Source organism: Amycolatopsis australiensis (assembly GCF_900119165.1).
Classification (GTDB): domain Bacteria; phylum Actinomycetota; class Actinomycetes; order Mycobacteriales; family Pseudonocardiaceae; genus Amycolatopsis; species Amycolatopsis australiensis.
Map to the genome: position 1 here is coordinate 7,469,336 of NZ_FPJG01000006.1, position 19,370 is coordinate 7,488,705.

General features: G+C 72.3%; 19 protein-coding genes. 9 read left to right on the forward strand and 10 right to left on the reverse strand.

The window, feature by feature from the left end; all coding sequences use genetic code 11:
* Window positions 1-31 precede the first annotated feature (31 nt).
* A complete protein-coding gene (gene dxs, locus BT341_RS35625) occupies window positions 32-1,945 on the reverse strand; it encodes a 1-deoxy-D-xylulose-5-phosphate synthase (RefSeq protein WP_072480396.1) in 1,914 nt (637 codons plus the stop codon).
* Between the two features lie 184 nt (window positions 1,946-2,129).
* Between dxs and BT341_RS35630 the strand changes: the two genes are divergently transcribed.
* Window positions 2,130-3,599: an aldehyde dehydrogenase family protein gene (locus tag BT341_RS35630; RefSeq protein WP_072480397.1), complete on the forward strand. Its 1,470-nt coding sequence runs from the start codon at window positions 2,130-2,132 to the stop codon at window positions 3,597-3,599.
* A 75-nt stretch (window positions 3,600-3,674) separates the two neighbouring features.
* Window positions 3,675-4,097: a hypothetical protein gene (locus BT341_RS35635; RefSeq protein ID WP_245805231.1), complete on the forward strand. Its 423-nt coding sequence runs from the start codon at window positions 3,675-3,677 to the stop codon at window positions 4,095-4,097.
* A gap of 442 nt (window positions 4,098-4,539) precedes the next feature.
* Here BT341_RS35635 and BT341_RS35640 read toward each other — a convergent pair whose 3' ends face one another.
* Genes BT341_RS35640 through BT341_RS35650 form a run of 3 tightly spaced genes read right to left on the reverse strand, consistent with a single transcriptional unit; the run spans window position 4,540 to window position 8,350 of the window.
* Window positions 4,540-5,097, reverse strand: a complete 558-nt coding sequence (locus tag BT341_RS35640; RefSeq protein WP_072480399.1) for a TIGR03086 family metal-binding protein — start codon at window positions 5,095-5,097, stop codon at window positions 4,540-4,542.
* 32 nt (window positions 5,098-5,129) lie between these two features.
* On the reverse strand, window positions 5,130-6,317 hold the full coding sequence (locus BT341_RS35645) for a class I SAM-dependent RNA methyltransferase (protein WP_072480400.1): 1,188 nt from the start codon (window positions 6,315-6,317) through the stop codon (window positions 5,130-5,132).
* On the reverse strand, window positions 6,314-8,350 hold the full coding sequence (locus BT341_RS35650; protein WP_072480401.1) for an APC family permease: 2,037 nt from the start codon (window positions 8,348-8,350) through the stop codon (window positions 6,314-6,316). Before BT341_RS35650 ends, BT341_RS35645 begins: the two co-directional genes overlap by 4 nt.
* 310 nt (window positions 8,351-8,660) lie before the next feature.
* Here BT341_RS35650 and BT341_RS35655 point away from each other — a divergent pair, with 310 nt between their 5' ends.
* Entirely contained in the window at window positions 8,661-9,326 is a 666-nt protein-coding gene (locus tag BT341_RS35655; protein WP_072480402.1) for a potassium channel family protein, read from the forward strand.
* A complete protein-coding gene (locus tag BT341_RS35660; RefSeq protein ID WP_072480403.1) occupies window positions 9,323-9,979 on the forward strand; it encodes a potassium channel family protein in 657 nt (218 codons plus the stop codon). The genes BT341_RS35655 and BT341_RS35660 overlap by 4 nt, the downstream gene beginning before the upstream one ends.
* A gap of 514 nt (window positions 9,980-10,493) precedes the next feature.
* Here BT341_RS35660 and BT341_RS35665 read toward each other — a convergent pair.
* Complete coding sequence (locus BT341_RS35665) at window positions 10,494-11,219, reverse strand: DUF3159 domain-containing protein (RefSeq protein ID WP_072480404.1); 726 nt, start codon at window positions 11,217-11,219, stop codon at window positions 10,494-10,496.
* Window positions 11,220-11,228: 9 nt separating this feature from the next.
* Window positions 11,229-11,609, reverse strand: a complete 381-nt coding sequence (locus BT341_RS35670; RefSeq protein WP_072480405.1) for an OB-fold nucleic acid binding domain-containing protein — start codon at window positions 11,607-11,609, stop codon at window positions 11,229-11,231.
* A 134-nt stretch (window positions 11,610-11,743) separates the two neighbouring features.
* On the opposite strand from BT341_RS35670, the gene BT341_RS35675 reads away from it, so the two are divergent.
* Window positions 11,744-12,427 (forward strand): alpha/beta fold hydrolase, encoded by a 684-nt coding sequence (locus tag BT341_RS35675; protein WP_072480406.1) that lies wholly within the window; start codon window positions 11,744-11,746, stop codon window positions 12,425-12,427.
* A gap of 60 nt (window positions 12,428-12,487) precedes the next feature.
* Here BT341_RS35675 and BT341_RS35680 read toward each other — a convergent pair whose 3' ends face one another.
* Together BT341_RS35680 and dut are read right to left on the reverse strand one after the other, a co-directional pair.
* Entirely contained in the window at window positions 12,488-13,150 is a 663-nt protein-coding gene (locus BT341_RS35680) for a DUF3710 domain-containing protein (protein ID WP_072480407.1), read from the reverse strand.
* A complete protein-coding gene (gene dut / locus BT341_RS35685) occupies window positions 13,150-13,653 on the reverse strand; it encodes a dUTP diphosphatase (RefSeq protein ID WP_072480408.1) in 504 nt (167 codons plus the stop codon). The genes BT341_RS35680 and dut overlap by 1 nt, the downstream gene beginning before the upstream one ends.
* 24 nt (window positions 13,654-13,677) lie before the next feature.
* On the opposite strand from dut, the gene BT341_RS35690 reads away from it, so the two are divergent.
* Window positions 13,678-14,160 carry a DUF3093 domain-containing protein gene (locus tag BT341_RS35690; protein ID WP_072480409.1) on the forward strand — a complete coding sequence of 161 codons (483 nt, stop codon included), beginning with the start codon at window positions 13,678-13,680 and terminating at the stop codon, window positions 14,158-14,160.
* Window positions 14,161-14,315: 155 nt separating this feature from the next.
* Here the strand turns inward: BT341_RS35690 and BT341_RS35695 are convergent, their stop codons facing one another.
* Window positions 14,316-14,624 (reverse strand): DUF4193 domain-containing protein, encoded by a 309-nt coding sequence (locus BT341_RS35695; RefSeq protein WP_013224476.1) that lies wholly within the window; start codon window positions 14,622-14,624, stop codon window positions 14,316-14,318.
* Window positions 14,625-15,139: 515 nt separating this feature from the next.
* Here BT341_RS35695 and cei point away from each other — a divergent pair.
* Window positions 15,140-15,823, forward strand: coding sequence for an envelope integrity protein Cei (cei, locus tag BT341_RS35700; RefSeq protein WP_072480410.1), 684 nt, complete (start codon window positions 15,140-15,142; stop codon window positions 15,821-15,823).
* A 263-nt stretch (window positions 15,824-16,086) separates the two neighbouring features.
* Here the strand turns inward: cei and BT341_RS35705 are convergent, their stop codons facing one another.
* Complete coding sequence (locus BT341_RS35705) at window positions 16,087-16,905, reverse strand: inositol monophosphatase family protein (RefSeq protein ID WP_072480411.1); 819 nt, start codon at window positions 16,903-16,905, stop codon at window positions 16,087-16,089.
* A gap of 67 nt (window positions 16,906-16,972) precedes the next feature.
* On the opposite strand from BT341_RS35705, the gene ppgK reads away from it, so the two are divergent.
* Together ppgK and BT341_RS35715 are read left to right on the forward strand one after the other, a co-directional pair.
* On the forward strand, window positions 16,973-17,737 hold the full coding sequence (ppgK, locus tag BT341_RS35710; RefSeq protein ID WP_072480412.1) for a polyphosphate--glucose phosphotransferase: 765 nt from the start codon (window positions 16,973-16,975) through the stop codon (window positions 17,735-17,737).
* Between the two features lie 186 nt (window positions 17,738-17,923).
* Entirely contained in the window at window positions 17,924-19,336 is a 1,413-nt protein-coding gene (locus tag BT341_RS35715) for an RNA polymerase sigma factor (protein ID WP_072480413.1), read from the forward strand.
* The last annotated feature ends 34 nt before the right edge of the window (window positions 19,337-19,370 follow it).

Sequence of the window (19,370 nt, forward strand, 5' to 3'; positions counted from 1 at the left end):
GAGCCCGCCCGCCCGGCGAGGACGATCTTCCTCAGCTCCGGTTGGCGTCCTTCTCGGGCGCGGCCTCCGGCGAGCCGAGCCGCCCCGAAGCCCACTCGGTCACCCGCCGGGCGACGTCCTGCGCGGTCAACCCGATCCGGCCCAGCACCTCATCCCGGCTGCCGAGGTCGTGGAACGACTGCGGAACCGCCAGATCCCGCAGCGGCACATCGCACTCGGCATCCCGGAACATCGCCGCCAGCGCCGAGCCGAAGCCGCCGTGCCGGCCGCTGTCCTCGACCGTCACCACCAGCTTGTGCCGCGCCGCCAGCGCCACCAGCTCGGCCGGCACCGGCAGCACCCAGCGCGGGTCGACGACCGTCACGCCGATCCCCTGGTCGGCGAGCCGGTCCGCGGCCGCGAGGCCCAGGTTCGCGAACGGGCCGACGGTCACCAGCAGCACGTCGGCACCTTCGACCGGGCGGCGCAGCACGTCGACCGTGCCCAGCCGCTCGACCGCGGCGACGTCCGTGCCGACCTTGCCCTTCGAAAACCGCAGCGCCGTCGGCCCGTCGGAGATGGCCACGGCCTCGCGTAGCTCCTCCCGCAGCGTCGCCGGGTCGCGCGGCGCGGCCACGCGCATGCCCGGCACCATCCCGAGCAGCGAAAGGTCCCACATGCCGTGGTGGCTGGGCCCGTCCGGCCCGGTGATGCCGGCCCGGTCCAGCACGAGCGTCACCGGCTGGCGGTGCAGCGCGACGTCCATCAGCACCTGGTCGAACGCGCGGTTGAGGAACGTCGAGTAGATCGCGACCACCGGGTGCAGCCCGCCCATGGCGAGCCCGGCGGCCGAGGTCACCGCGTGCTGCTCGGCGATGCCGACGTCGTACCAGCGGTCCGGGAACGCCTCGGCGAACTTGTCGAGCCCGGTCGAGCGCAGCATCGCCGCGGTGATCGCGACGACGTCCTCGCGCTCGGCGCCGATCTTCGCCAGCTCGTCGCCGAACACGCCGGTCCAGCTCGGGCCCTTCACCGGCGGCAGGCCGGTCTCCGGGTCGATCGGGTCGGTCTGGTGCATCTGGTCGTGCTGGTTGTTGACCGCGGGCGCGTACCCGTGGCCCTTCTCGGTGACCACGTGCACGATCACCGCGCCGCCGAACGTCTTCGCGCTGTGCAGGGCCTTCTCCAGTGCCGCCTGGTCGTGCCCGTCGACCGGGCCGAGGTACTTCAGGCCGAGGTCGGAGAACATCGCCTGCGGGCTCAGCGCGTCCTTCAGCCCGGCCTTCGCGGCGTGCAGCGCGGCGTAGATCGGCTTGCCGACGACCGGGGTGTGCCGGAGGATCTCGCGGCCGCCGTCGAGCAGCCGCTCGTAGCCCGGCTGCAGGCGCAGCGCGGCGAGGTGGTCGGCCAGGCCGCCGATGGTCGGCGAGTACGAGCGGCCGTTGTCGTTGATCACGATGACGACCGGGCGCTCCTTGTGCGCGGCGATGTTGTTGAGCGCCTCCCAGCACATGCCGCCGGTGAGCGCGCCGTCGCCGACGACGGCGATCGCGTGCCGCCCGCCGCCGGCCAGCTCGAACGCCTTCGCCAGGCCGTCCACATAGGACAGACCGGCCGACGCGTGGCTGCTCTCCACCCAGTCGTGCTCGCTCTCCGCGCGCGACGGGTAGCCGGTGACGCCGCCGGTCTGGCGCAGCAGGTCGAAGCCCGCGGCCCGGCCGGTGACGATCTTGTGGACGTAGGCCTGGTGCCCGACGTCCCAGACGATCGCGTCGCGCGGCGAGTCGAACACGCGGTGCAACGCCAGCGTCAGCTCGACGACACCGAGGTTCGGCCCCAGGTGGCCGCCCGCGCGGCGGACCTTCTCGACGAGGAAGTCCCGGATCTCCGCGGCCAGTTCGCCGAGGTCCTCGACACTCATGCGCTTCAGGTCCGCCGGTCCGTCCACGGACTCCAGCAACGTCACTCGTCTCCACCTCACTCGTTCGGCACGCCCCGCGTCCGGCCAGTCTACGGAGACCCGCCAGCGCGGTTCCGCCCGCCGCGTCCGGCGTCACAGGCGGAGCGCGACCGGACGTCATCAGGCGGGGTGAACGTCGTCTCCGTGCGTCGCTGTGGCGGTCACGCGGCGTGGCCACGAGAATGGGGCCATGGCGGACTTCTTCATCGGCGGCGAATGGGTGGACGCGCTCGGCGGGGGACGGCGGGAGATCCGCTGCCCGGCCGACGGTTCCCTGGTCGCGACGGTCGCCGAGGGCACCGCCGAGGACACGAGGGCGGCCATCGCGGCGGCGCGCCGGGCGTTCGACACGGGCCCGTGGCCGGGCACACCGGCGGCCCTGCGCGGCGACCTGCTGCTGCGCACCGCGGACCTGCTGGACCGCGACGCGGAGGCGTTCGCCCGCGCCGAGTCGCTCGACACCGGCAAGCGCCTCGTCGAAAGCCGCTACGACATGGCCGACGTCGCCGCGTGCCTGCGGTACTTCGGCAAGCTCGCGGCGCAGGAGGCGGGCCGGGTGGTCGACACCGGCAGCCCGGACGCGATCAGCCGGGTCGTGCACGAGCCGGTCGGCGTGTGCGGGCTGATCACGCCGTGGAACTACCCGCTGCTGCAGACGGTGTGGAAGATCGCGCCGGCGCTGGCGGCGGGCAACACGTTCGTGCTCAAGCCCAGCGAGCTGACCCCGCACACGGCCATCCTGTTCCTGAAGCTGCTCACCGAGGCGGGCCTGCCGCCGGGCGTGGGCAACCTCGTGCTCGGCGCCGGACCGGCGGTGGGCGCGCCGCTGGCCACGGACCCGGACGTGGACATGGTGTCCTTCACCGGCGGGCTGACGACCGGCAAGGCGATCGCCGCGGCGGCCGCGGGCACGGTCAAGAAAGTGGCCCTCGAGCTGGGCGGGAAGAACCCGAACGTGGTCTTCGCCGACGCCGACTTCGAGACGGCGGTCGACTACGCGCTGACCGCGGTGTTCCTGCATTCCGGCCAGGTGTGCTCGGCGGGGGCGCGGCTGATCGTGCAGCGGGAGTGGCACGGGGAGTTCGTCGCCGAGCTGGTGCGCCGCGCCGAGCGGATCCGGCTGGGCGGGCCGTTCGACCCGCGGGCGGAGACCGGGCCGCTGATCTCGGCGGCGCACCGCGAGAAGGTCGAGGCGTACGTGGCGGCCGCGCTGGCCGAGGGCGCGGTGCTGCGGACGGGCGGCCGCCGACCGGAGGACCCCGCGCTGGCCGACGGGTTCTACTACCTGCCGACCATCCTGGACGAGGTGAAGCAGGGGTCGTCGGCGGTCGTGGCGGAGTCGTTCGGGCCGGTGCTGACGGTCGAGACGTTCACCGACGAGGACGACGCGGTCCGCATCGCCAACGACACGCATTACGGCCTGGCGGGCGCGGTGTTCACGCGGGACGCTTCGCGGGCCCAGCGGGTGGCGCGGCGGCTGCGGCACGGAACGGTGTGGATCAACGACTACCACCCGTACCTGCCGCAGGCGGAATGGGGCGGCTACAAGCAGTCGGGGTTCGGCCGCGAGCTGGGCCCGACGGGGCTGGCGGAGTACACGGAGGTCAAGCACATCTACCAGAACCTGCGGCCGGCACCGCAGCGCTGGTTCGGCGGCTGAGCCGTCCCCCGATCGGGATCCACCGAACGGCCCAGCGCGGGAAAGGTACTGTTCAGCCGACTTATGCTGCGTGACGTGACGCAAGCGTGGCGGGTGCCCCGCGCGGTGGCGGCGGGCGTGGCGGGTCTCGGAGTGATCGCGGGGCTGACGCTGCGCACGGCGGACTACCCGGGCATGCTGCCCCCGGGCACACCGGACCCGGAGCTGGCACTGGGCCTGCGCCTGCTCTGCGCGGCGGCGGTGCTGATCACGGGCACGCTGGCGTACCTGACGTTCGCGCGCGGCCAGGACGAGCCGTTGGCGATGACCTGCCTCCCGGGCCTGGTGGTGACGGGCGTGATCCTGCGCCACCTGGTGGTGACGCTCCCGGGAGTGGCCCGCCTCCAACCGGCGGCCCGGGTGGTACCGGGCCCGGGCGCGTGGGTGGTGCTGGCGTCGGGCATGGCGATGACGGCCGCGGGCCTGGCGGCGGCGTTCGCGGTCCGGAGGGCAGGTTGAAGGCAGCGGCCTGCGAGCCCCGACCACGGGTTTCGTAGGCCCGCAGGGCGGGCTGGGCGCGGCGGCCCACGAACCTCGGCCGCAGACCTGGCACCACCCTCGCAGGCCGCAAAGCAGGCCGACAGCGGCCCGCGAACCTCAGCCGCAGACCTGGCACCACCCTCGCAGCCCGCAAAAGCAGGCCGACAGCGGCCCGCGAACCTCGGCCGCAGACCTGGCACCACCCTCGCAGGCCGCAAAGCAGGCCGACAGCGGCCCGCGAACCTCAGCCGCAGACCTGGCACCGCCGCCGCCGCGAACCCGCGCCGTAGCCCCGCGCGCGCCCGGCAGACCCCGCACGGCAGCGCCCGCGCCCGGCAACATCGCTGCCTGGCCACCCGCCCCACGAATCCGCGGCACCCACCCGTCCCGAGCCACCGGACTTCACCCGCCCGGCCAAGCCTCAGCGGCTCACCGCCTTCCGGCCCAAGAACGCGGCCAACCGATCCGCAGCCGTAGCCCCGGGCGGAGCGGCCACCTCCGGCCCGAACGGCCCGCCCGGCCGGCGCGGAGCCGCCCCGAACCGGGTGCGCCACTGCTCCAGCGCCTGCTCGGCCAGGTCCGGCAGCAGGTCCGTCGACGCTCCCGTCGCGTCCGCGATGTCCCAGCCGTGCACGACGTACTCGTTCACGCGCATGTGCACCAGGAACACCCCCGGCACTTCGCCCAGCGGTGTCGTCACCCGCCGTGTGAACAAGCCCGGTGCCGCCAGCACCGAGCGGGCCGCCGACACCGAGGCCGCGAACGACGCCACCGGTGTCTCACCCAGGTGGTCGCCCTCCGGGGCCGGGGGTCCCGAGCCTGCCCAGAACGCCACCTTCGCGTTGCCGTGCGCCAGGTGGTTCACCACCGCGCGCACGTCCCAGCCCGTGCACGCCGTCGGCGCGTCCCAGGCCGTGATCGCCGAGACCAGGCCGAGCACCGTCGATGCCGCTCTGCCGAAGTCGTCGAGTGGGCTCATGCCGCCAGTGTGACGACCACCACCGACAATTTTCAGGACAGCAGCGCCACGCATTCCACGTGGTGCGTCATCGGGAACGCGTCGAACGCCCGCAGATCGGTCAGCGAGTAACCGTGCGACGCGAAGATCGCCACGTCGCGGGCCAGCGCCGCCGGGTCGCACGCCACGTAGACGATCCGATCGGGTGATCCCGCCACGATCGACTCCACGACCGCGCGGCCCGCGCCCTTGCGCGGCGGGTCCAGCACCACCACGTCGACCGGCTTCGGCGCCGACTCCAGCACGCGCTCCACCCGGCCCGCCCGCCACGACACCTGCGGCAGGTCCGCCAGGTTCCGTTCGCCGTCGGCGACCGCGCGCCGGCCCGATTCGACCGCCAGCACCCGGCCCGCCGTCCCGACCTGCCCGGCCAGCACCGACGCGAACAGCCCGACCCCGGCGTAGAGGTCCCACGCCGATCCGCCCGCCGGCGCCTGCGCCCACTCCCCCACGATCTCGGCGAACGTCGCCGCCGCGGCGGGGTGGACCTGCCAGAAGCCGTGGGCGTCGAGGCTCCAGTCGCGGCCCGCCGCGTGCTGGACCGCCACCCCGCCGGACAGCTGGCGGGCGCGGACCTTGCCCCGCACCGTCGCCAGCTCGCGGACGTGCCTGCGGCCGTCGCCGTCGCTGGTGACCTCCAGCTCGGTGCCCGGCCGCCAGCGCCGCGCCAGGACGTCGTCCAGCGCACCGGGCACCGCGATCGGGCACTTCTCCAGCGGCACCACCCGGTGGCTGTGGTGGGCGCGCAGCCCGGCGCGCCCGTCGGGTCCGGCGACCAGCCGGACGCGGCTGCGCCAGTCCAGCGGCCCGCCGTCCAGGGCCTCCACGACGACGTCGCGCTCGATCCCGGCGAGCCGCCGCAGCTGCTCCGCCACGACCGAAGCCTTCAGCTCGCGTTGGTACGGCGGCGCAGCGTGCTGCCAGTCGCAGCCGCCGCACCCGCCGGGTACCGCCAAGGGACACGGCGGCGTGACGCGGTGCGGCGACGGCGACAGCACCTCGACGGCGTCGCCGCGGCAGAACGAACCGCCGTTGTCCTCGGTGACCTCGACGCGGACCCGCTCGCCCGGCAGCGCGTGCCGGACGAACACGACGCGGCCGTCGGCGCGGGCCACGCAGTGGCCGCCGTGCGCCACCGGGCCGACCTCCACCTCGAGGACCCGGCCCAGCCAGTTCGTCATTCCGCCGGCTCCTTGGGCTTCGCGGCGCGCACTTCGGGCTTCCCGTTGGGCGAGAACCCGCGCCGGACGTCGCCGGCCGCCGGCCGTTCGTTCCGGACCCGCGCGGCCGCCTTGGCCGACGACTCCAGCTGCCACGGCACGCTCGCCACGATCACGCCGGACTGGAACAGCAGGCGGCCCTTGAGCCGCAGTGCACTCTGGTTGTGCAGCACCTGCTCCCACCAGTGCCCGACCACGTACTCGGGGATGAACACCGTGACGACGTTGCGCGGGTTGTCGCCGCGCACGCGCTTCACGTAGTCGAGGACGGGCTTGGTGATCTCGCGGTAGGGCGACTCGACGACCTTCAGCGGCACCTTGAAGTTGTGCGCGTCCCATTCGGCGGTCAGCTTCCGCGTGTCCGCGTCGTCCACGTTGACCGTGACGGCCTCGAGGACGTCCGGGCGCATCGCCTTGGCGTAGGCGAGCGCGCGCAGCGTCGGGCGGTGCAGTTTTGACACCAGCACGATGGCGTGGTTGCGCGAGGGCAGCACGGTCGGGGTGTCGCCGAGCTCCTTCAGCTCGTCGGCGACGCGGTCGTAGTGCTTGCGGATCGCCGTCATCAGCGCGAAGATCGCCACCATCGCGGCGATCGCGATCCACGCGCCGAGCAGGAACTTGGTGATCAGGACGATCACCAGCACGGTGCCGGTGCAGGTGAGGCCGATCGCGTTGACCGTCTGGGACCGCCGCATCCGCCGCCGCGCGGCGGGGTCGGTTTCCTTGGCCAGCAACCGGTTCCAGTGCCGGATCATGCCGGCCTGGCTGACCGTGAACGACACGAACACGCCGACGATGTAGAGCTGGATGAGCCGGGTGACCTCGGCGTCGAAGGCGATGATCAGCACCAGCGCGAACGCCGCGAGGAACAGGATGCCGTTGGAGAAGGCCAGCCGGTCGCCGCGGGTGTGCAGCTGCCGCGGCAGGTAGCGGTCCTGCGCGAGGATCGAGCCGAGCACCGGGAAGCCGTTGAACGCGGTGTTCGCGGCCAGCAGCAGGATGATGCCGGTGGAGAAGGACACGTAGTAGAAGGCCGGCGGGAAGTCGGCGAACACCGCGTGCGCGATCTGGGCGAGGATCGTCTTCTGCTCGTAGCCGGGCGGCGCACCGACCAGCTGGCGGTCCGGGTCCTCGGCGAAGGTGACCTTCGTGATGATCGCCAGCGCGATGATGCCGATCAGCATGGTCACCGCGAGCACGCCCATCAGCAGCAGCGTGGTCGCCGCGTTCTTCGACTTCGGCTTCTGGAACGCCGGGACGCCGTTGCTGATCGCCTCGACCCCGGTCAGCGCCGCGGCGCCGGAGGAGAACGCGCGCAGGACGAGGAAGGCGTACGCGGCGCCGGCGAAGGTGCCTTCGGCGTTCAGCGTGAACCCCGCGCTCTCGGCCCTCATCTCGGTACCGGTCGCGGCCTGGATCAGGCCCCAGGCCACCATGACCAGCACGCCCACGATGAACCCGTACGTCGGGATCGCGAAGGCCTTCCCCGACTCCCGGATGCCCCGCAGGTTCAGCGAGGTCAGCACCACGACGATGACGATCGAGGCGAGCACCTTGTGCTGCGCCACCCACGGGACGGCCGAGCCGATGTTGGCCACACCGGACGAAGTGGACACCGCGACCGTCAGCACGTAGTCGACGAGCAGGGCACTGGCCACGGTGAGGCCGAACTTGCCGCCGAGGTTGGTGGTGGCGACCTCGTAGTCGCCGCCGCCGCTCGGGTAGGCGTGCACGTTCTGCCGGTAGGACGCGACGACGACCAGCATGACCACGGCCACCGTGATGCCGATCCACGGCGCCAGGGCATAGGCCGAGAGACCCGCCACGCTCAGCGTCAGGAAGATCTCTTCCGGCGCGTAGGCGACGCTCGAGAGCGCGTCCGACGCGAAGATGGGCAGCGCGATGCGCTTGGGCAGCAGCGTGTGGGACAGCCGGTCACTGCGGAACGGACGTCCGAGGACCAGGCGTTTCAGCACGGTCGGGAACTTCGACACCTCGGAAATGTACAGCGAAGCGAAGCTTCTCCGCTGAGGGCGGTGGCGACGAGGACGACGGATGCACCGCGCAGCGAAGCTCCTCCGTCGAGGGCGGTGGCGGGGAGGACGACGGGATGCACCGCGCAGCGAAGCTCCTCCGTCGAGGGCGGTGGCGGGGAGGACGATGGATGCACCGCGCAGCGAAGCTCCTCCGTTGAGGGCGGTGGCGGGGAGGACGGTGGAGGTAACGGGCGGGCCGCACGGTAGGTTCGGCGCTGGCATGTCGGGGTAGCTACGGACGGGTGAACCGCCGAGGAGGAGGCAGGGCGTGCACGTGGTGATCATGGGATGCGGCCGGGTCGGCGCGTCCCTGGCCGCTGCGCTGGAGCGGCTCGGCCACGAGGTGGCCGTCATCGACAAGAACCAGCAGGCGTTCCGCCGGCTGGGCAGCGACTTCCACGGCCAGCAGGTCGTCGGCGTCGGGTTCGACCGCCAGGTGCTGATCGAGGCGGGCATCGAGCGGGCGCAGGCGTTCGCGGCGGTGTCCAGCGGCGACAATTCGAACATCATCTCCGCGCGGGTCGCGCGGGAGAACTTCGGCATCGAGCACGTCGTGGCGCGCATCTACGACCACAAGCGCGCGGCCGTCTACGAGCGGCTGGGGATCCCGACGGTGGCGACGGTGCCGTGGACGACCGACCGGTTCCTGCGGACGCTCCTGCCGGACGGCGTCGCGTCGGCGTGGCGGGACCCGTCGGGCAACGTCGCGCTGCTGCAGCTGCCGCTGCACGAGGGCTGGGTCGGGCACTCGGTGAAGTCGCTGCAGGAGGCGTCCGGCGCGCGCGTGGCGTTCATCATGCGGTTCGGGACGCCGGTGCTGCCGGACAGCAAGACCGTGGTGCAGGACGGCGACGACGTGTGGGTGGCCGCGCGGTCGGGCACCGTCAGCGACGTGACGAGTGTGGCCAACCGCGAACCGGAGGACGAGGCATGAGGGTCGCGATCGCCGGTGCGGGCGCGGTGGGGCGTTCCATCGCCAACGAGCTGATCGACGGCAGGCACCAGGTGATGCTCATCGAGCGGGAGGCCGACCAGTTCGAGCCGCACACGGTGGAGCAGGCCGACTGGGTGCTGGGTGACGCGTGCGAGGTGTCGATCCTGGAGGAGTCCGGGATCGAGCAGTGCGACGTCGTGATCGCCGCGACGGGCGACGACAAGGCGAACCTGGTGGTCTCGCTGCTGGCGAAGACGGAGTTCGCGGTCCGGCGCGTGGTGGCCAGGGTGAACAACCCGGCGAACGAGTGGCTGTTCACCGACGCGTGGGGCGTGGACGTGGCGGTCTCGACCCCGCGGATGCTGGCGGCGATGGTCGAGGAGGCGGTGAGCGTCGGCGACCTGGTGCGGCTGATGACGTTCCGGCAGAGCAACGCGAACCTGGTGGAACTCACCCTTCCGGCGGAGACACCGCTGGCGGGCAAGCCGGTGAGCGACCTGACGCTGCCCCGGGACGCGGCGTTGGTGACGATCCTGCGGGGCGACCGGGTGATCGTGCCGCAGCCGGAGGATCCGCTGGAACCGGGCGACGAGCTGCTGTTCGTCGCGACGGCGGACGTGGAGCCGGAGATCCGGACCGCGCTCGGGTACTGAAGGGCTTGTCCGAAGCCCCCGGCTCGCGGGCCGGGGGCTTTTCGGCGGGTGCAGAAAACCCCGGGTGGTGTGCCGGGGCCTTTCTCCGTGGCCGAAACTGTCGGTGCCCTCCGGTAGCGTGGAAAACGGGGGGCGCCCCCGCGGCGGGGTCTTGACGCTGGTCGAGCCTCCGCCTTGGCCGGGCCGGATTGCCACGCGCCTCTGGCGTGGTCCGCGCCGGAATTCCCCTCGTCGGCTCCCGGACTGGAGCCCTGCGTGCTTGGTCGCATTTCTCGCGTGCCCCCGGCCCCGGAACTCGCGCGATCGAACCCCCTGGCGTGCTGGACCCGAGACCGGCGTGACCGAAGGCGGAACCCGCATGACCAGGCGCGCATCTCGCGTGCCCTGGAGGGGCCACCCGCGTCACGCGTGACCGGGAGGCCGGCAAGACCAGGCCAGCGGGTCCGGTGGTCCAAAACTGTCGGTGCCGGCCGGTAAGATCGGAACCGGGGGGCGCCCCCACGCGCGGGGGTTGTCAGGCCTCGGGGGTCTGGGCGTACTTCTCGCGCAGCCGGGCTTCGATCTCCGCGTCCGTCTCCGGCTTCGGCTCCGTCTCCGCCAGTGCCTTCAGGCGCTTGTCCGACCGGCGCACCGCCCAGACCACCACCAGCAGGCCCAGCGCGTACAGCGGGTAGCCCATCGCGATCTTCGCGAACGCCAGCCAGCCCGTGTAGTCCTCCTGGTAGAGCCACCGCTGCACGACGAACCGGGCCGCGAACACCAGGGCCAGCGCCAGCGTCGCGATGTCGTAGCCGTAGCGGGACGGCTTGTCCTTGCGCCACGCCTGGCCCGTGCCGTTCAGCACGTTCCACACCACGCCCGCGATCGGCCAGCGCACCAGCACCGACAGCACGAAGATGCCGCAGTAGACCAGGCTGGCGTAGATGCCGAAGAGGAAGAACCCCTTCGCCGAGCCCGTCCGGTAGGCGATGAACGCCGCGATCGCGACGCCGAAGAAGCCGGAGATCGCCGGCTGCAGCGGCTCCTTGCGGACCAGCCGCAGCACGGTGATCGCCACCGCGCTGCCCACCGACGTCCAGATGGCCGCGGTCAGCCCGAAGAAGGCGTTCGCCAGCACGAACACGATCACCGGCACCGACGAGTAGATCAGGCCGGACACGCCGCCCATCTGCTCGAGCAGGGTCGGCTGCGGTTCTTCGTCCGCGTCGGTCTTCTTCTCGCTCGGGGCGGGTTCAGTCACGATGGGTGATCAACTCACTGGGCTCTGGAGCTCGTAATAGGGGTTGTACAGCACCTTCTGGCCGTCACGCTCGGCCATCCGGCCGCGCACCTTGATCGTCCGGCCAGGCTCGATGCCCGGGATCCGGCGGCGGCCGAGCCAGATTAGCGTCACGCCCTGTGTTCCGTCGAACAACTCGGCCTCCAGCGTGGCGGCCTCGTTCGTCGGGCACAGCTCCACGCTGCGGAGTCTCCCCATCACGGTGACCTCTTCGCCGGAGCGGCAGTCACAGGCCCGCTGCGCCCCTTCGGCGCCCGACCTCATCGACATCTCGTCGGCGTCGAGCTCGTCGACGTCGCTGGTCAGCTTGCGTACCAGCCGGCTGAAGTAGCCGCCGTCCTTGGCGGACATAGGTGCTCCTGTGCTCCGGGGCCCGACAATCCTGCTTGCGGCCCGTGCGATTCCAGCGTACTGCGGTCCCCGCCAGGGAAACGCCTTTGCGCAAAGATCGCAACGTGACGTCCGCAATCAGAGTTCCCGCCGCGGTGCTGCTGCCCGGCACCGGCTCGGACGAGGTGTTCGTCCGGGCGGTCTTCGCCGGCCCGCTGCGCGCGCTCGGTGTCCCGCTCATCGCGCCACCGCCGCCTCCGGGCGCGGCGCTCGCCGACGGCTACCTGGCGATCCTGGACGCGCTGGCGGACGAACACGGCGAACTGCTCGTCGGGGGCATTTCGTTCGGCGCCCACCTCGCCGCGGAGTGGGCCGTGCGCAATCCGGGCCGTTGCGGGGGCCTGCTGGCCGCGCTCCCGGCCTGGAACGGCGCCCCGGGCCGGGCACCCGCATCGCTGGCCGCGACGCTGTCGGCGGATCTGGTGGCCGAATCCGGGGTCGACGCCGCGCTGGCGCACACGGCGGGCAGCCCCGGCTGGCTGCGGGCGGAACTGGACCGGGCGTGGCGGCGGCACGGCGACGGCCTGGCGGCGAGCCTGCGGGTCGCCGCCAGCCGTCCGGCGCCGGCGCTCGCCGAGCTCGCGCGGCTGGCCGTCCCGGCCGGGATCGGCACGTGCACCGACGACCCGATCCACCCGACGAAAGTCGCATCGGAGTGGGCCGGTGCACTCCCCCGCGCCGCCCTCGGCGAGACGACGCTCACGGCGTTGGGCGCGGACCGCGAATCCCTCGGGCGGGCGACGCTCCTGGCCTTCCTGCGGGCCCTCCGGAAGCCGTGAATGCCACATTCACGGACACTTCGTCCGTCGATGCGGCCTTCACGGCTTTCCGCGGCGGCCTCAGCCTTGCTGCTGCTGGGCCGCGATGTGCTCGGCGACGGCGTCGGGCAGCGTGATGGTGAGCGGGGTGCGGACCGGCATCGGCGCGTCACCGCGGTCGACGATCGTGCGCCGCACGATCTCCCGCAGCACCTCCACCGCCGCCGCGGCCTCCGACTGCGGGCCGGCGATCACGCCCCGCAGCATCCACCGGGGCCGGTCGACGCCGACGAAGCGCAGCGCGACGTCGCCGACGATGGCGGAGATCTCCAGGCCCCACACGCCACGGCCGATGGTGACCTTGGCGCCATCGGCCCGCAGCTGGTCGGCCAGCTCGGTGCTGACCTCGCGCCACAGCCCGCCCGAGCGCGGCGCGGCGTACGCGCTGACCGTGATCTGGCCCTGCTCGGTGACGACGTGGACGGCGCGCACGCCGCCGGTCTCCGGGTCCATCTCGACCTGGACCTGGGATCCGTCGGGCACCGGCACCTTGACCGAGCCGAGGTCGATCCGCGGGACGCCGTCGTCTTCGAAGTCCGCGACGTCGTACGGGCCGTCGGAGACGTCCGACAGCTCCGCCTCCTCGTCGTCGTAGGCGTCCTCGATCGTGTCGTCGGCCTCGGGCGCGGCGTGCCGTCCGGCGGACCCGCCCTCGGTCCGCCGCTTGCGTCCGAAAATCCCCACTACTTCTCCGTTCCTTCCCCCGTGCCCGCGCTCGCGGCGAGCGCGGGTGCTCCCAGTGTGGCGTGTCCACCCGTGGAGCCGTAGCCTCCGTCGCCCCGCTCGGTCGTGTCGAGCTCGGCGACCTCGACGAACTCGGCGTGCTCGACCCGCTGCACGACGAGCTGGGCGATGCGGTCCCCGCGCGTGAGCTCCACCGGGTGCACCGGGTCGTGGTTGATCAGGCAGACCTTGATCTCCCCGCGGTAGCCCGCGTCGATCGTGCCCGGGGTGTTCACCACCGAGAGCCCGACCCGGGCGGCCAGGCCCGAGCGCGGGTGGACGAACCCCGCGTACCCGGGCGGGAGCGCGATCGCGACGCCGGTGCCGACGACGCCGCGTTCCCCGGGTCGCAGCACGATATCCGAGGTGGTGACGAGGTCGGCGCCCGCGTCGCCCGGCCGGGCGTAGGCGGGCAGCGGGACATCCGGGTCGAGCCGGGAGAGGAGTACCTGAACGCTGGACACGGGCCGCGAGATTACTCTCTATGCGTGGGTGAATCTGCGAAGACGGCCGCGAGCGCCGCGGTCCGGCACTCCGAGCGGCTGTACGTCCCGTGGTGGGGCTGGCCGCTGCCGGTGCTGGGCGCGACCCTGCTCGCGGCCGAGGTCGACATGGGCTACCCGGGCGTCCGGGCGTGGCTGCCGTACGTGATCGCGCTGCCGGTCGTCGTGGCGCTGATGCTGTCGCTGGGCCGGTCGAAGGTGCGGGTCACCGGCGGCGACGAGCCGGAGCTGTGGGTCGGCGACGCGCACCTGCCGCTGCGGTTCGCCGGCGAAGTGGAGATCTTCGACAAGAACGCCAAGCGCCGGGCGCTGGGCCGCGACGGCGACCCCGCCGCCTACGTGCTGCACCGCGGCTGGGTCGGCCCGGTCGTGCGGGTCCGCCTGACCGACCCGGCCGACCCGACGCCGTACTGGCTGTTCAGCACCCGGCACCCCGAGCGCGTCGCGGAGCTGCTCCGCGGCGCCTGACCCCGGCCTGCCGGCCGGCCAGGACATGGGAAGGGGGCCGGCCTGCCGGCCGGCCCCCTTGTCCCCAGCGCGCGTCGAGCCCGCCCCTGGCGCCCTCGAAGCTCTCCGTCGCGTCTGTTCGTCCCCTGAACGCCCTGTCCGAGATCCCGCGCTGATCAGGCGCAGTCGCGGCAGATCAGGCGTCCGCCGTTGTCCTCGGCCAGCCGGCTGCGGTGGTGCACCAGGAAGCACACGGAGCAGGTGAACTCGTCCGCCTGCTTCGGCACCACCTTCACGGTCATGTCCTCACCGGAAAGCCCGGAGAGGTCGGCACCCGGCAGCTCGAAGTTCTCGGCGGTCGCGTCCTCGTCGACGTCGACGACGCCGGACTGGTTCTCGTTCCGCCGGGCCTTGAGCTCCTCCAACGAGTCTTCGGCCAGCTCGTCGGCTTCGCTGCGGCGCGGAGCGTCGTAGTCGGTAGCCATGTGTCCCTCACCCCTGCGATCAGCTTGTGTAGTCGTTTTCTCCGGACCCCCGGGTGCGCCCGTGAGTCCGCCGTGCCGCTGGTCAACGTTCCAGGGCCGCGGTTTGTGCCCGGCGGCGGAAGTGACCGAGGTCTCTTCTTTTCGGCCCTCTTCCTGCGGCCGGAGCCCGGGAAGGGTAGCTCACGCGCGCGACGGTTCTGCAACGAGTCAGACATTGGCGGCCGGTCGTCACCCGACAGGGGGAACCCGCAGGTGAGACGCGTGGTCGTCCATTCGGGTTGCCCCCGGGTGGAGAACCTCACCGGCGGCCCGTGTCCGCTTGCCCCCGCCGGTCCCGGCGTGGTGCGATCGCCGCACGGGGATCGGTCGCGGGCGGGGCCCGCCGGCCCGGGCGGGCAGGGGAACCCAGCGGGGTGACCCGGAACGGTGCGCGCCGGCCGCAGCGCCTAGGCTGGTCGGCCACGGCGGTGCCGGGCTCGCACGGTCGGTTTCGGGGTTCGGGAAGGGACGGGCAGGTGGCGTCGGGGAACGGCATCGGGGACCGTGGGACGCGGCCGTATCGCAAGCACAAGCCGCTGCCGGCGCTGATCGTCATCGGCGTCCTCGCCCTCGGCGCGATCATCGTCTGGGTGAACGCCGCGATCGGCAAGGGTGACGTCGACGAGGCCGTCAAGTGCGACCCGCCGGCCAGCCCGCCACCGGGCGTCACGTTCAGCACGCTGCCGCACAACGCCCTCGACGACCGCGCCCCCGTCCCGCCGGACAAGATCGCCTACCGCGTCCTCAACGCCTCCGGCACCCGCGGCCAGGGCGGCATCACCACGACCGCGCTGCGCGAGCTGGGGTTCACCGGCGCCGCGGAGCCGGCCAACGACCCGGCCTACGAAGGCCGCGAGGCCAAGTGCCGCGGCCAGATCCGCTTCGGCGAGAACGGCGTCACCGCCGCCCGGACGCTCAGCCTCGTCGTGCCGTGCGCGGAGCTGGTCCAGGACAACCGCAAGGACGCGAGCGTCGACCTGGTGACGGGCACGCTGTTCGGCGACATCCGGCCCCGCGCGGAGGCCCGGCAGATCCTCGCCCAGCTCTCCGACTGGTCCAGGACCCACCAGGGCGGCGGCTCGAACGAGCAGTCGGCGGCCGCCAAGGCCCCGGTCATCGACCAGACCCTGCTGGCCTCGGCCCGCGACGTGGAATGCTGACCCGCACCGACAACCCGCGCGCGTAGGGGAACCCCCGGTTTTTACGTTACCGGCGGGCACCGACAATTTCGGCGCCCGCGAGTCCTGAGAAATCGCGTCCGGCCAGCCGGACGGTCGGCCAGGCGTCGGAGCCCGCCGCGCGAGCCCGAGACTCCCGAGCCTGAAGCGCCCCAAGGCGGCCTTGGTTGCGTCTGACGCACCGAAGGCCGCCTTCGGTGCGTCAGACGCACCGAAGGCCACATTGGGGCGCTCGGGACCGGCGGTCAGACCTCCGCCGCGCCGCAGTCGGCCAGGGCCTTCCGCAGCGGGTCCACGATCGACGGTGCCGCCGCGTACGTCGCGTCCGCGCCCAGCTCCGGGGCCGCGCCCGGGACGAACACCGCCGCGCCCGCCTCCGCCGCGATCAGCGCTCCCGCCGCCCAGTCCCAGCGGTGCAGCCCGTGCTCCACGTACGCGTCCAGCCAGCCCGCCGCCACCGCGCACAGGTCCAGCGACGCCGCGCCGTTGCGGCGGATGTCCCGTACCCGGCCCAGCAGCTCCGCCGCGAAGCGCGATTGGCGACGCCGGCGCTCCGGCGAATACGCGAAACCGGTTCCGACCAACGTCACCTCCAGCCGCTCGGGCGCCGACACCGCCAGGCGGCGGCCGTCCAGGAACGCGCCCTGTCCGCGCGCCGCCGACCAGACCCGGCCGCTCGCCGGTTCCACGATCGCGCCCGCCACCGACTCGCCGGCCACCTGCGCGGCCACCGACACCGCGAACCACGGCAGCCCGTAGAGGAAGTTGACCGTTCCGTCGATCGGGTCGACCACCCACGTCACGCCGTCGCCCGCCGCGCCGCCGCCCTCCTCGCCCAGCACCGGCTCCCCCGGCCGCAGCGCCGCCAGCCGCTCCCGCACGAGCCGCTCCGACTCGTGGTCGACCGCGGTCACCACGTCGGTCGCGCCGGACTTCGTGCCGACGTCCACCGAACGGCCCTTCGCCATGCCCTCCCACGCCTCGCGGACCAGCTCGGCGGCATCCGCCGCGACCTGCGTAGCGACGCTTTTCAGCAACGACTCGTCAACTCCCACGTCCGACATGTCACCACATCCGGTTAAAGTCTCCGAGGCAGGCTTCTGAATCGTGCGAGAAGGGACCACGTCCGTGGTGGAGGCGAACCGCCGAGGTTTCGGCATCGACATCGGCGGCAGCGGCATCAAGGGCGCGCTCGTCGACCTGGACTCCGGACAGCTGATCGGCGACCGGATCCGGATCGACACCCCGAAGAAGTCCACCCCGTCGGCGGTGGCGGACGTCGTCCACGACATCGTGACGCAGGCGGGCTGGGACGGGCCGGTCGGCGTGACCCTGCCGGCGGTCGTGAAGAAGGGCGTCGCGCACACCGCCGCCAACATCGACAAGCAGTGGATCGGCACCGACGCCGACGCGCTGTTCGCCAAGCGGCTCGGCCGCGGCGTCGACCAGATCGCGATGCTCAACGACGCCGACGCGGCGGGCATGGCGGAGATCCGCTTCGGCGACCCGGTCGCGCGCAAGGGCGTCACCGCGCTGCTCACCTTCGGCACCGGCATCGGCAGCGCCGTGTTCCAGGACGGCAAGCTCGTCCCGAACACCGAGTTCGGCCACCTGGAGATCGACGGCCACGACGCGGAGAAGCGCGCGGCCGCGTCGGTGAAGGACAACGAGGGCCTCTCCTACCCCGAATGGGCCAAGCGCGTGCACCGTTATCTGACCGTGCTCGAAAACCTGATCTGGCCGGACCTGTTCATCGTCGGCGGCGGGGTCAGCAAGAAGGCCGAGAAATGGGTGCCGCTGCTGGACATCCGCACCCCGGTGCTGGTGGCGACGCTGCAGAACAACGCCGGGATCGTCGGCGCCGCGGCCGCCGCGGCGGAGGGCATCCAGCACTGACGCGGGCCCTCCGGCGGGCCGGAGGGTGATCGCTTCGCGACGCATGCGCGTACCGTCGTTACAATGGAACACGGCCCACGGCTGCGGAGGCCAAAACCGCAGGCCGAGGCGTGTTCCCCGAATGTGAGGCAGCGATGGTCCCCCGGACCGTTGCTCGTCATGATCGACCGCTGCGAAAGGGCGTAAGTGGCAGCCGCAAGAACCGCAACCCGAGGCGGGACGAAGACAGCGACCGCAGCCGGCGAGCCGGCCGAAGAGGCAGCCACCGGGACGGCGAAGCCAGCGGCGCGCAAGACCACCACCCGGTCGACGACCGCGAAGAAGGCCCCCGCCAAGAAGGCGCCGGCCAAGAAGGCCGCGACCAAGGGCCCGAAGACCGAAGACGGCGAGCCGGACGGTCCCGTCGACCTCGAGGACGACGTCGAACTGGACTCGCCCGACCTGTCGGACCTGGAAGAGGTCGAGGTCGACGTCGTCGACGAGACGGTCAACGACGAGCCGGACACCGACTCGGCCGACGACGATGACGACGACGAGGAAGCCGACGAGGAGACCCCGGCGGCGCGCCGCCGCGGCGCGGCGGCCGACAAGGGCAAGGGCTCCGACAACCCGGACTTCGTCTGGGACGAGGAGGAGTCCGAGGCGCTGCGCCAGGCGCGCAAGGACGCCGAGCTGACCGCGTCGGCCGACTCCGTGCGGGCCTACCTCAAGCAGATCGGCAAGGTCGCGCTGCTGAACGCCGAGGAGGAGGTGGAGCTGGCCAAGCGGATCGAGGCCGGTCTCTACGCCGCCGAGCGCGTGCGCACCGCCGAGGAGGAGGGCGAGAAGCTCGTCACCCAGATGCGCCGCGACCTCAAGTGGATCGTGCGCGACGGCGAACGCGCCAAGAACCACCTGCTGGAGGCGAACCTCCGGCTCGTGGTTTCGCTGGCCAAGCGCTACACGGGTCGCGGTATGGCGTTCCTGGACCTGATCCAGGAGGGCAACCTCGGCCTGATCCGCGCGGTGGAGAAGTTCGACTACACCAAGGGCTACAAGTTCTCGACGTACGCCACGTGGTGGATCCGCCAGGCGATCACCCGCGCGATGGCCGACCAGGCCCGCACCATCCGCATCCCGGTGCACATGGTCGAGGTCATCAACAAGCTGGGCCGCATCCAGCGCGAGCTGCTCCAGGACCTCGGCCGCGAGCCGACCCCGGAAGAGCTCGCCAAGGAGATGGACATCTCGCCGGAGAAGGTCCTGGAGATCCAGCAGTACGCGCGCGAGCCGATCTCGCTGGACCAGACGATCGGCGACGAGGGCGACTCCCAGCTCGGCGACTTCATCGAGGACTCCGAGGCGGTCGTCGCGGTCGACGCGGTGTCGTTCACGCTGCTGCAGGACCAGCTCCAGTCGGTGCTGCAGACGCTGTCCGAGCGCGAGGCGGGCGTGGTCCGGCTGCGCTTCGGCCTCACCGACGGCCAGCCGCGCACGCTCGACGAGATCGGCCAGGTGTACGGGGTGACCCGCGAGCGCATCCGGCAGATCGAGTCGAAGACGATGTCGAAGCTGCGTCACCCGTCGCGGTCCCAGGTGCTGCGCGACTACCTGGACTGAGTTTCCTTACCGGACAACGGAAACCCGCCACCGA

Coding starts and splice junctions, on each gene's coding strand:
- BT341_RS35630 (WP_072480397.1), top strand. CDS start 2,130: ATGGCGGACTTCTTCATCGGCGGCGAATGGGTGGACGCGCTCGGCGGG.
- BT341_RS35640 (WP_072480399.1), bottom strand. CDS start 5,097: ATGAGCCCACTCGACGACTTCGGCAGAGCGGCATCGACGGTGCTCGGC.
- BT341_RS35645 (WP_072480400.1), bottom strand. CDS start 6,317: ATGACGAACTGGCTGGGCCGGGTCCTCGAGGTGGAGGTCGGCCCGGTG.
- BT341_RS35660 (WP_072480403.1), top strand. CDS start 9,323: ATGAGGGTCGCGATCGCCGGTGCGGGCGCGGTGGGGCGTTCCATCGCC.
- BT341_RS35670 (WP_072480405.1), bottom strand. CDS start 11,609: ATGTCCGCCAAGGACGGCGGCTACTTCAGCCGGCTGGTACGCAAGCTG.
- BT341_RS35695 (WP_013224476.1), bottom strand. CDS start 14,624: ATGGCTACCGACTACGACGCTCCGCGCCGCAGCGAAGCCGACGAGCTG.
- BT341_RS35705 (WP_072480411.1), bottom strand. CDS start 16,905: ATGTCGGACGTGGGAGTTGACGAGTCGTTGCTGAAAAGCGTCGCTACG.